The sequence below is a fragment of the Streptomyces sp. NBC_00162 genome, assembly GCF_024611995.1.
In the GTDB taxonomy this organism is placed as follows: Bacteria; Actinomycetota; Actinomycetes; order Streptomycetales; family Streptomycetaceae; genus Streptomyces.
On the sequence record NZ_CP102509.1, the window covers coordinates 7759809 to 7771805 of the forward strand.

General features: G+C 74.9%; 8 protein-coding genes. 4 read left to right on the forward strand and 4 right to left on the reverse strand.

Features of this window, described 5'->3' with window-relative positions:
- Positions 1-123: 123 nt before the first annotated feature.
- Entirely contained in the window at positions 124-3330 is a 3207-nt protein-coding gene (locus JIW86_RS35790; protein WP_257558387.1) for an amidohydrolase family protein, read from the forward strand.
- On the opposite strand, the gene JIW86_RS35795 is transcribed toward JIW86_RS35790, so the two are convergent.
- A complete protein-coding gene (locus JIW86_RS35795; RefSeq protein ID WP_257558389.1) occupies positions 3327-4100 on the reverse strand; it encodes an SGNH/GDSL hydrolase family protein in 774 nt (257 codons plus the stop codon). The two genes, JIW86_RS35790 and JIW86_RS35795, sit on opposite strands and share 4 nt — an antisense overlap.
- Positions 4087-4656, reverse strand: coding sequence for a PadR family transcriptional regulator (locus JIW86_RS35800; protein WP_257558391.1), 570 nt, complete (start codon positions 4654-4656; stop codon positions 4087-4089). The genes JIW86_RS35795 and JIW86_RS35800 overlap by 14 nt, the downstream gene beginning before the upstream one ends.
- 87 nt (positions 4657-4743) lie before the next feature.
- Between JIW86_RS35800 and JIW86_RS35805 the strand changes: the two genes are divergently transcribed.
- The gene (locus JIW86_RS35805) at positions 4744-5175 is read left to right on the forward strand and encodes a nuclear transport factor 2 family protein (RefSeq protein WP_257558393.1); all 432 of its coding nucleotides are present in this window, start codon (positions 4744-4746) and stop codon (positions 5173-5175) included.
- On the opposite strand, the gene JIW86_RS35810 is transcribed toward JIW86_RS35805, so the two are convergent.
- On the reverse strand, positions 5172-5351 hold the full coding sequence (locus JIW86_RS35810) for a hypothetical protein (RefSeq protein WP_215147156.1): 180 nt from the start codon (positions 5349-5351) through the stop codon (positions 5172-5174). The two genes, JIW86_RS35805 and JIW86_RS35810, sit on opposite strands and share 4 nt — an antisense overlap.
- Before the next feature lie 188 nt (positions 5352-5539).
- Between JIW86_RS35810 and JIW86_RS35815 the strand changes: the two genes are divergently transcribed.
- Positions 5540-10183, forward strand: coding sequence for a hypothetical protein (locus tag JIW86_RS35815; protein WP_257558398.1), 4644 nt, complete (start codon positions 5540-5542; stop codon positions 10181-10183).
- A gap of 35 nt (positions 10184-10218) precedes the next feature.
- On the opposite strand, the gene JIW86_RS35820 is transcribed toward JIW86_RS35815, so the two are convergent.
- A complete protein-coding gene (locus JIW86_RS35820) occupies positions 10219-10986 on the reverse strand; it encodes a class I SAM-dependent methyltransferase (RefSeq protein WP_257558400.1) in 768 nt (255 codons plus the stop codon).
- Positions 10987-11164: 178 nt separating this feature from the next.
- Between JIW86_RS35820 and JIW86_RS35825 the strand changes: the two genes are divergently transcribed.
- A complete protein-coding gene (locus JIW86_RS35825) occupies positions 11165-11950 on the forward strand; it encodes a 3-hydroxybutyrate dehydrogenase (RefSeq protein ID WP_215147162.1) in 786 nt (261 codons plus the stop codon).
- Positions 11951-11997 lie beyond the last annotated feature (47 nt).

Below are 11997 nucleotides of genomic sequence, written 5' to 3' on the forward strand. Positions count from 1 at the left end.
GTCGGAGCGGCTCAGCTTGAGCACGGACGATAACCGACCGGCCGTTGCCGCGGCGGGTCCGTGATCGTTTGGGTGGCTGACGAGTGGTCGGGCGGTCATCGATGCGTGAGGCGAGTGGTCGGCATGCGGATTGCGCGCAGGACGGTTCTGCAGGCGGCTTCGGCCGGAGCCCTGGCGGCGCTGGCCGGCCGCCCCCCGACGGCCGCGGCGGCACAGGGCAGTCCGGTGTCCCCGGCGGCCGGGGACCCGGTCCGGCTGCGTTTCACCCGCGCCACCAACGGAGCCGCCACTGCCACCGCCTCCGGGGACCGCGTCATCGCCGAGGTCCAGAACATCCTCTGGTCCCTGCCTGCGGACGGATCGCCCGCGACCCCGCTCACCCCGCCCGACCTGGAGCCCGGCCGGCCCGTCTTCTCCCCGGACGGCCGTCAGGTGGCGATGAGCGCCTACCGCGGCGGCTCCTTCCACATCTGGGTGATGCGCGCCGACGGGTCGGGCCTGCGCAGGCTCACCGACGGCCCGTTCGACCACCGCGCGCCCGCCTGGTCGCCCGACGGCCGAACCCTCGCCTTCTGCTCCGAACGCGGCGGCGATCCGGTGGCGGGCAGTCCGTACCGGATCTGGACCGTCTCGGTCGCCGACGGCCGCCTGCGCCGCCTGACGGGCCTGCCGGGGCAGCCCGGCCCCGGCCAAGAGGACCAGGACGGCCAGGCCGCCGCGTGGGAGGACTTCGACCCCGTCTGGTCGCCGGACGGATCCCGCGTGCTGTTCGTCCGCGGCACGCTCACCGGCGAGACCCTGACCGCCCGCACCCTCGCCTCCGTCCCCGCCGGTGCCCAAGGCCCCGTACTGGTCGAGCACACCGTCACCGACGGCAGCCTGCGCAGCCCGGCGCTCTCCCCGGCCGGCCGCACCGCGTGGCTGTCCGCGGCCCCGGGTCCCCGCAAGGCCGAGAGCCTGAGCCTGTACGTGGACGGCCGCCGGGCCGACCTCGACGGGGACCTCGCGCCCGCGCCCCCGCGCTGGATCGGCGACGACCGCCTGCTGATCACCCTCGACGGCCGTTTCCGGGTGATCGAACCCGACGGGGGCACCACCGGCCGCGCGATTCCCCTCGACGCCACCCTCGAAGTGCCCCGCCCCCGAAGCCGGTTCAAGGAGTACGTCCTGGAGGCCGAGCGGAGCCGCCCGGTGCGCGGCATCCACCTGCCGTCCCTGTCGCCCGACGGCCGCAGCGTGGCCTTCGCCGCACTCAACGCCCTGTGGGTCGCGCCCGTCACCGGCGGCGCACCGCGCAAGATCGTCCAGGCCCCCGCCACCGCATACGTCCAGGGACCGGTGTGGACCCCGGACGGCCGGGCCCTGCTCTACACCGACGACCGCGACGGGCTGAACACCGTACGCCGCAGGGAACTCACCGGTGGCCGCGAGAGCGTCCTCGCCGCGGGCGGCCGCGTCTACGGGGCCCTCTCGCCGGACGGCACGCGGCTCGCCGCCCTGGACCTCGCCGGACGGCTCCTCGTCCGCGAACTCGCGACCGGCACGGAGACCCCCCTGGTCGCCGCCCTCGGCGGCGGTGGCCTGCCCGGCCCGCCCAGCTGGTCGCCCGACGGACGGTACGTCGCCCTGTGCGACCGCAACCGCCTCAGCCGCCGCTTCCGCGAGGGCTACAACCTCATCCGGATCGTCGACACCACCAACGGCTCCGCGCGCCTCCACGCGCTCGCCCCGCACGCCTCGCTCTCGGACCGCTACGCCTCCGGCCCCGTCTGGTCGCCCGACGGCCGGTTCCTGGCCTGTGTCAGCGAGTCGGCCCTGTGGCTGCTGCCCGTCGCCCCCGACGGCACTCCCACCGGCCTGGCCCGCCTCCTCACCGACGAGCCCGCCGACCACCCGTCGTGGTCCGCCGACTCCCGCACCCTCCTCTACCAGTCCTGCGCCCGGCTGCGCCTGCTCACGCTCGACGGTGCGGGCGCACCCGCCGCGGCCCCCCGGACCGTGCCGGTCACCCTGGCCTACCGCCGCCCCGTCCCCGTCGACACCGTCGTGCACGCCGGACTGCTGTGGGACGCCACCGGCTCACCGCCCCGCGCCGACGCCGACATCCTCATCAGCGGCGGCCGGATCACCGCCGTCGAGCCCCACCGGCCGGGCCGCCGCGCGGCGCGCCACGTCGACGCGTCCACCGGCACGGTCCTGCCCGGCCTGTGGGACTCCCACGTCCACCCGTATCCGTATACCTACGGAGCCCGGCAGGGCGCGCTGCACCTCGCGTACGGGGTCACCACCGCCGTCTCCCTCGGCGGCTCCGCCTACGAACAGGCCCGGCTGCGCGAGGACATCCGGGCCGGCCGGCTCGCCGCACCCCGGCTGCTGGCCGGCGGCGAGCTCCTCGACGGCTCCCGGGTCGCCTACAGCATGGGCCGCGCCCACCGCACCCGCGAGGGATTCGCCCGCTCGCTGGCCCGGGCCGAGGCGCTGGACTGGGACTTCGTCAAGACCTACGTCCGCGCCCCGTACGAACTGATGGAGGACGCCGCCCGGTTCGCCCACGACCGGCTCGGCGTACTGGCCGGTTCCCACCTGTGCGCCCCCGGCATCCAGTCGGGCCAGGACCTGACCACGCACCTGGTCGCGACCGAGCGCGCCGAGTACGGCCACGGCGCCACCCCGATGGGCCACACCTACCAGGACACCCTGGAGGTCTACACCCGTGGCGGCTTCGACCTCGTCGCCACCCCCTTCACGGCCCTGCCGATGATCGGCGCCGATCCGGCGCTCGCCGCCGACGCCCGGGTCACCGATCTGATGCCGCCCTGGGACGTGGCGGCCGTCCGGGCCGCCGCCGCCCAGCCGCCGACCGCGGAGCAGAGCGCCGCCCTGGAACGGGAAGTCACCGCCTACCGGCGGCTGCTGGCGGGCGGCGGCCGCCTGGCTCTCGGCACTGACGCCCCGCTCACCCCGGTCGGCCTCCACCTCCACCTGGCCCTGCGCGCCCTGCACCGGTACGGCCTGTCCCCGGCGGAGGCGCTCACCACCGTCACCCGTACTCCGGCCCGGGTCTTCGGCGTGGCCGACCGGCTCGGCACGGTCGAACCGGGCCGGATCGCCGACCTCACCCTCGTGGACGGCGACCCCTTCACCGACTTCGCCGACCTGATCCGCGTACGGGCGACCGTGCGCGGCGGGACCCTGAGCGAACGCGCCACCCTGGAGGAGGCCTTCACCCGGCACGCCGCCCCCGACTCGCCCTCCGGCGCACCCTCCGGGGACTGGCGCACCGTCCTGCACCAGATGCTCCGCGACGGCTGCTGTACGGGCGCCCCCTAACCCAGCGGCAGGAGTTCGGGCCGTTTCGCGGTGCGGCCGTCGCCGGAGGAGCGGCCGCGCAGGCGGCGGCCGATCCAGGGGCCGAGGAACCCGGCCACCCAGCGCAGTTCGGCTCCGGCCGCCTGGAGGGGGCCGGGAGCCGCCAGTGGCGGCAGGGGGAGGGTCCAGGAGTCGTCGCTGCCGGGGAGGCGGAGGGCCTCGGCGAGGGCTGCGGCGATCCGCTCGTGGCCGACGGGACTGACGTGGAGACGGTCCGCGCTCCACAGCCGCCGGTCGGTGGCGACGGGCTGCGGGCCGATCTCGGCGACCGTGACCCCGTGGCGGGCGGCCGCGGCGCGGATCTGGTGGTTGAGGCCGGACACGCGGGACCCGAGCGGCCGGGCCAGCGGCGCGATCTCCCCGAGGTCCGGGACGGTCACCGTCACCACGTGGGCGCCGGCCGCCGTGAACGCGGCGAACATCTCCTCCAGGTGCCCGGCCACCTCCACGGCGTCGAACCGGGGCCGGAGCAGGTCGTTGACCCCGGCGACGACGCTGACCAGGTCCGGCCGCAGGGCCAGGGCGGGCGCCAGCTGCTCGGCGCGGACCTGGCCGGCCAGGCGCCCGCGTACGGCCAGATTGGCGTACCGGAGCCCGGGGTTGACGGCCGCGAGGTGCTCGGCGAGCCGGTCGGCGAAGCCCCGCAGCCCGATGGTGTCGTCGCCGTCGCCTATGCCTTCGGTCTGGCTGTCGCCCAGGGCGACGTAGCGCAGGTACTCACCGTTCGTCACGCGTGGTCAGCCTTTCCCTCAGAACGGCAGCGGTCCGCAGGCACCAGTCACGGTGGCCCTGTTCGAAGGCCACGCCGCGCAGGCACGTCAGGTATCCGCCGATGCGCTCGCCGCGCAGGAGGAACTCCTCCTCGTCCGCGTCGCCGCGCATCTGCCGCAGCAGTTTGTCGAGCAGCTCGATCTTGGCCTCGGCGGCGGACGCCCGCGCTTCGAGCTGTTCGATCACCGGCACGGTCCCGATGCGGTCGGCGGTCTGGACCTTGACGAGCAGATCGTCGCGGATGACCGCGGGCTTCGCGGCGGCCGCGGCGAACTCCTCCAGCGCGGCGCGGCCGGCGTCGGTGACGTGGAACAGGCGCTTGTTGGGCCGGGTCTCCTGGACCACCTCCCGGCCCGCGACCAGGCCGTCCTTCTCCAGCTTGGCCAGCTCGGCGTACAGCTGCTGGGGGAGTGCGGGCCAGAAGTTCGCGACGCTGATGTCGAACACCTTCGCCAGCTGGTACCCGCTGTACTCGCCGTCCAGCAGCGCCGCCAGCACGGCATGACGCAAAGCCATCGCCGCAGCCCCTTCCCTCGCCTCGTCCGTCCGGTGCATCATACTCAAGAAACTGATTAGTCATATTCTTGAGTATCAGGAGGGGTCATGGAGACTGCCGAACGCTTCCGCGCCGCCGTGGAGAAGCGCGATCTCACCGCGCTGGACGACCTGTTCACCGAGGACATCCGGCTCTACAGCCCGGTGAAGTTCACCCCGTTCGAGGGCAAGCCGATGGTGCTGGGACTCTTCGGCGTCCTGCTGCGCGTGTTCGAGGACCTCCGCTACGTCGGCCACCTGGAGGGAGCGGCCGAGACCAGCGCCGACGGCGAGGAGGCCCCCTCGGCGATCCTGCCGTTCCGGGCCGTCGTGAACGGCAAGCAGATCCACGGGATCGACCTGCTCCAGCTCGACGAGGCGGGCCGGGTCAAGGAGTTCACCGTGATGGTGCGCCCCCAGTCCGCCGTGCACGCCCTGGGCCAGGCGGTACTGGCCGGCCTGGTGGCCGACGGCCTCGTCCCCGACCCGGCGGCGGGCTAGTTCCTGTTCTCGCCGTCGGCGAGGATCAGGTCGGCGGCGTAGTGCGGGCAGGCCGCCGTATGCCAGGTCACCGACAGCGAGCCCGCCACGGCGCTCAGGGTCCGCGCGACCCCTTCCTTGTCGGTGGCCCGGCAATACGGGCAGACGACGGTCTTGGGGCGCAGAAAATCCAGCATGGTCACGTCCTTCCCGCGGGCAGTGTGCACACGGACTGGTCCAGAAGTATCAAATCCCGGCGCTATCGTGCCGCGATACCCACGAGTACGCACAAACCGTTCTCGACAAGCTTTCGTGGAACTCCGGCCGAGAGACCCTCCCGGCCGGAGCGGAGTTGTTGTCAGTGCTGCCTGGCAAGATCGAAGGCATGAACCTTCCCGTCCCCCTTCCGTCGGAACCCCACAGGTCGGAGGCGTACGCCGACTGGGTGCGCGCCCATGACCCGGGTGCGGAAGCCGCCGCGGTCGGCCTGCTCGCCGACGTGCGCGACCGCATCTCGCGGGCGTACCCGAAGGCGGGACGCGCCCTGGACGGGATGGCGTACCTCGCCCGAGCACTGCCGCCGGGCCATCTGCCCTGGTTCTGGGACACGATGGCCCACCGGCTCATCTCCTGGGACCTGAAGGCCGCCGGGCGGGCGTACACCCTGGCCCGCACCGCCGAGCGGCAGCACGCACTGCCCGTCGACCCCGCCTGGCGCCGGGAGAACGTGCTGCTGTTCGCCCGCGCCGGCGCCCTCCCGGTCAAGGAGTTGAGCGGCCACCAGGGATGGCTGGCCGCAGAGCTGGACCCGGCCGGCGCGCACGAGCAGTACGTACGGGTCCTCACCGCCTGGGCCGCCTCGCCCGGGGAGCCGCCCGCCGATCTGGCCCGCAGGGTCCGGGCGTCGGTGCGCGCCGCCGGGCTCGACCCGGCCGAGGAGGCGCGGGTGCTGGCCCCGCTGATCGGCGCGGCGCGCGGAAAGGCCGTACCGGACACCCTGCTCGACGCGGTCGGCGCACTGCTGGCCGACCACCCGCAGGACGACGAGGTGAACGCCCGGCTGCTGGAGGTGTTCCCGGAGTCGAGGAACGACGCGGCGGCCTGGCTGCGGCTCCTGCTGCGCTCGGGCGCGGCCGAGGCCGTGGTCGCCGGGCGGATCACCCCGGAGGGCGGCCTCGCCGCCTGGCTGGGGCGGTACACCCGCGCCTACTCCCACCGCAAGGAGCCGTACGGCGGCGTGTCCCGGCAGCCGATGCCGCCGGAACTGCTCGACCTGGTGGCCCGGTTCGCACCCCGGCTGCGCGCGGCCGGGCAGCCGGTCCGGCTGCACGAGGACCGCTATCGCTGGCCCGGCCTGGACGCGGACCTGCTGGACCTCTGCCTCGCCGAGGGACTCGCGGTGGAGGACCCGGGCGAGGCGGTCCGGCTCACGTTCTGGGGCGAGCGGTCGCGGCGCGACCTCAAGGCCCTGGCGGGCGACCCGGTGTTCGGGCCGCGCCTGGAGGGCACCGTGCACGCCGGACTGCGCGGCGGGGGCACGGCGATCACCCGGCTCCCGGAGAACGCGGGCATCGCCGCCGAGGTGCACACCCGGATCGAGAGCCTCCTCGGCGCGCTGGCGGGCGGCGGACTGGCCGCGGCGGACGAGGCCGTAGACGCGCTGCACGACCTGCTGGACCGGCCGACGGCCACGGCCCTGGACGGCATCGAGGAGGTGCTGGCCTCCCTGGACCTGACGGGCTCGCTCGCGCGCACCCTGCGGGCCGGACTGCCCGAGGAACTGGGCTGGCCGGCCCTGGACACGGCCCTGGCCGGCTTCGCCCCGGGCGAGATCGCGGGGGTGACGTGCAGCTGGCCCGTCCTGACGGTCTACGGGCGGGGGAGGGCCGTCGCCGTCGACCACTCGGGCGTCCGCGCGGCCTGCGCGTTCCGGCTGCCCGAGGAGACGACGCGCCACGTGGTCCACTTCGCGGGCGGTCAGTTCCTGGTGAGCTGGACGACGGATCCCAAGAACGCCTTCGCCACCCACGCCTTCTGGTCCGGCAGCCCCGACGAGGTCTTCGAGCCGGAGCGGTCGTGGGGCCTGCGGCCGTACCTCAACAGCATCCAGGGCGGGCTCGGGTACCAGTTCGAGAGCGCGGACGGCGGCGGCCGGCACGACGGCGACCGGGTCCTGCGGCCCGGCGGACGCGAAGGCATCTGGCACCACGACCAGCAGATGAGCGACGGCACCGGCATCTGGAGCTCCGAGGTCTTCGCATCGGGGGACGACTGGGCCCGAGTCGACCCCGTGACGGGGGCGCGCAGCGCCGAGACCAGCCTGCCCGCGTTCCACCGCGCGGCCGAGGTGCCGCCCGGAATGGCGCTCTTCCGGGACCAGTTGACCCTGGCGGCCCTGCCGGAGGGCGCTCCCGCCTCGCCACTGGGCCAGGACGGCGCCCTGACGGGCTGCCGGGTGCTGTACCGCACGCCCTACGCGGGGCCTTCGCCGACCGACTTCCTGCTGGAGGGCATCGACGGCCGCCGCGCCCGCTACCGCAGCAGGCGCCCCGGCCGCCGCCCGTGGGGCATCGTCCGCATGCCCCAGGGAGGCGAGGACGCCGTGCTCGCGGGCGAGGAGGCCATCCGCTGCCACGCGGCCGAGGACGGCTCACTGCTGTGGGAGGTCCACGGCCTCCAGGGTCCCGGCCGCTCGCGCGGGGACCGGCCGTCCTCCCACAGCGTGGGCCCGGTCCCGCCGCCCGCCTACTGGCACTTCCTCACCCCTCGCGACGAGCCCGCCTCCAAGGCACTGCGCGCGATCGGCGACGAGGCCGTACGGGCCCTGCTCGAGGCGTCCGGCGAAGCCGGCGTGCGTGCCGAGATCGCCCGGGTGCTGCCCGAGGTGACCGAGCCGCGCGTGGTGGACGGCGTGGTGCGCGCAGCGCTGCTCGCCGCCGATGTCCGGCGGCGCCGCGAGGAACTGTCCCGCCGCGTCGGCATCATGCGGTCGGGGCCCGTGGTGCGGCTCTGCGCGGCCGTCGCGGACACCGTACTGGCGCCCGCGCTCGGCGGGCTGCTGCCCGACCTCCGTCCGTACGAGGCCTTCGTGCCCGGGCCGCACCCCGCGACCCTGACGGCGCTCGCGGCGGACGGCCGCCACCTGCGCGGCGAGATCGACGACGAGACGCGTCGCCTCGCCCCGCCCGCCGCCCCTGCGGAGTGGGCCGTGCTGCTCGGCGGCATCGACGCGGTGGCCTGGCGGGCCGCCGTCGACACCACCTCCGAGGCGGAGCGAGCGGCCCTGGCCGCCCTGCTGGAAACCTGGAGCGGCCAGCCGTACGCCGGGCGCGGCAGCCGGTGGCGCACCGGCCGGGCGCCCGAGCGGGAGCTGGAACGCTGCCGGGCGTCAGGACGGCCGGTGGCCTCCGGACCCCAGCGCGGCGGTCTGGCACGCTTCGTACAGCCCGCGGCGGACCCGGCGCCCGAAGCCGAACCCGGCACCGATGCCGCGGACGGGGAGGGCTTCGCCACCGTCGCCATCGGCCGCGACGACGCGGCGCGGCTGCCCCGGCTGCTGCACCTGGTCGCGGAGCGGGGACCGCTCGCGGCGCCGCCCGAGGCGCTGGACCTGTTCTCGTGGCGTACGGGAGTCCGGCGCTCGATCGCCGCCCTGGTGCTCGGCGGGCTGCCCCGGCGGCAGGACCACGACGAACACCTGAAGCTGCTGCGCGCGGCCCCGTACAAGGCGAACAAGGACATGGCCCGCGAGTACGGCGACTTCTGCCACCGCCTCGGCGACGTCGGACGCCGTGCGGTGCTCGCGGCGGGCGTGCCCGAGGACCCGGCCGAGCTGTGGGAGCGCGCCGGAATGACGGCGGCGGCCGAACGGATGGCCGCCGTCTGGGCGGAACTGCTCGGCACCACCCCGTATGTGGACGAGGAGCTGGCGGGCGCGCTGGAGGCCGACCTGGGCCTGGGCGACGGCTGGGCGCGCGCCCTCGCGGCCGGCCGGGCATCCGCGCAGGCCCAGATCCCGGGCGGCGCCGGGTTCGTCCTGGTGGGCAGCCGGAGCGGCGGACTCGCCCTGCACCACGCCGAAGCGGACGGCAGCGCCGGCCGCCGGCTGAGCGTCGGACGGCCCTTCCACGCCGAGCCCGCGTCCGTCGTGGCCTGGGCGCTGACGGAACGTCCGGCCGGTGATCCGGCTGCGCAGGGCGCCGCCGCCCTGTACGACGCCCTGCGGGCGCGGCTGGACGACCCGGGGACGCTGATCCCGCTGTGCTGGAACTCCACGCTGGGCCGGGCGGCGGCCGAGGACCCGGCCTTCGTCCCGTACGAGGGTACCGTGCTGCCCTGCCCTGAGCCGCCCTACCGGGAGGACACCGAGCCGTCCGTGGCGTATGACGACGGGCTGTTCGTGGTCGCGGTGCCGGGCCGTGACGTGTTCCTGCGGCCGGCCGCAATGGGCGATCCGCAGCGGGTGGACCGGGCGGTGCGCCTCTGCGGCGAACTGGGCCTGCCCGGGGTGCTGGAGGCCGTCCGGCGGATCCAGGCCGTGTGCGGCGAGGGACTCGCCCGGATGGTCGCCCGCGCATCCTCGACCCCCGTGCCGCCGGGCGGGTACGAGCTGAATCCGGCGCTGAGCGCTCCGCAGCTGGTCGCCGAGGTCGCGGGCGCCCTCGGGGTCGGTGCGGACGCCGCCGCCCTCCACCTCCAGCTGCTGTCCCTGGCCCGGCCCACCGACCGCAACGTGCGCCGCTGGAACGGCTGGACACCCGCCCGCCACAAGGCGGCCCAGGCGGAACTCCTGGCGGCGAGCGCGATCACCACCGGCAGGCGGGCCCGCGCGGGACGGACGGCCTTCGTCCCGGGTGAGTGGGCGGAGTTCAAGGCGCCCCACCTCCCGTTGGAGACCGCCAAACTCCCCGCCCACGTGGTGTCCGCCGACACCTCGGACTTCCACGGCCCCTTCACCCGCCTCCTGGCACCGGTCCCGCCGCACGAACTCTTCGCCCGGGCCTGGGCACAGGCCGCCGCAGGGAAGTGACCCGGCGGCCGGCCGCGCCCGTGGTCAGGCCGTGGTCAGGGACTGCGGCGTACGCGGAGCACGTCCGCCGTCAGGTCGTCCTCCAGGACGAGGCCGGCCCGCGCGAGCTCCGCGGCCAGCTCCTGGGAAGTCATCGGCCAGAGCAGGAAGGTCTCCTCGGCCCGCCGCAGGATCCGGCCCCGGCGGCACACCAGGTAGGTGTAGTCACAGCGGATCCGGCCGCCGTCGTCGGCGCGCGCGGTGACGTGTCCGCGGTAACTGTCGATGCCCAGGCGCACCTCGCCCAGTGAGCGCCGGGTGGGCCGGGCCGGGAGCCGGGTGGGCGGGCGGTCCAGGAAGAGCAGGCCGCCCGGCACCAGCAGGTCCGCCATCGTCCGCCACAGCGCCCGCCGCTCGTCGGGCGGCAGGCAGGGGATCATCCGGAGACAGACCACGAGATCCGCCTGCCCGGTGAGCGACAGGTCGAGCGCGGAACAGGCGTGCACGGTCACCCGGTCCGCGGCGGAACCGCCGGCCGGGGGGTGCAGGCGGGAGAGGAGCAACGCCCGCATCGCGGCGGCCGGTTCGACGGCGTGGACCGGCACGATCGATGCGTTGATCAGCACCTCGGTGACCAGGCCGGTGCCCGCGCCCACCTCGACGATCCCGATCCGGGCCGCCGCGGCCGGACCGGCGAGCGCCTGGGCGTGCCGGTGGTACGACCGGGCGTGCAGCAGGTCGTAGAACTCGGCCGACGCGGTGTACGCCCCGGTGTGTTCCAACGGTCGTGTGTCCACCGGTCGTGTCTCCACCCGTATGTCCATCGGGCCATCATCGCCGGACGCGGCCCGGCCCACGAGCGCACGATCCGGCCACCCGGAGCCGGCCACCCCGAGCCGGCCCCCGGTCGTGACCACTGGCGATGTCAGACACATGCGCGGTGCCGAGTGTGGTGGGTACACACATGGGAGCGGCGCGGGGATGTCGCGCATGATTCCGGCCATGACAAGCGGAATCACTCCCGCGTTCGACGGGACAGCAGGTGTCGGCCTCGCGGGCCGCACCGCCATGGTGACCGGCGCCGGCAGCGGCATCGGGCGCGCCTGCGCCACGGCCCTCGCCGCGGCCGGGGCCCGCGTCCACGTCGTGGACATCGACGCCCGGGCAGCCACGTCCGTCGCCCAGGAGATCGGCGGCACGCCGCACGTCGTGGACCTGGCCCAGGGCCGTCTCGTGGAGGGGCTGCCGGCCGACATCGACATCCTGGTCAACAACGCGGGCCTCCAGCACGTGGCACCACTGACCGAGTTTCCCCCGGACCGCTTCGAACTCATCCAGAAGGTGATGGTCCACGCCCCGTTCCTCCTGCTCCGCCGGACCCTGCCGCACATGCGGGCACGAGGCTGGGGACGGATCGTCAACATCTCCAGCGTCCACGGCCTGCGGGCCAGCGCGTTCAAAGCGGGATACGTGACCGCGAAGCACGCCCTCGAGGGCCTGAGCAAGGTCGCCGCCCTCGAAGGCGCTCCGCACGGCATCACCAGCAACTGCGTCAGCCCGGGTTACGTGCGCACGCCTCTGGTGGAACAGCAGATCGCGGCCCAGGCCGCCGCTCACGGCATCGACGCCGACCAGGTGGTCGGCGAGGTGATGCTCAGCCGCTCCGCGGTCAAGCGGCTGATCGAACCGGAAGAGGTCGCGGCCGTCGCCCTGTGGCTCTGCGGACCCCACACCGGTTACCTCACCGGTGCCTCGATCCCCTTGGACGGCGGCTGGACAGCCGCCTGAACACCGCTCCGCGCACGCCTCCCCCTCCCTCCCGTCCCCAGCCGAAA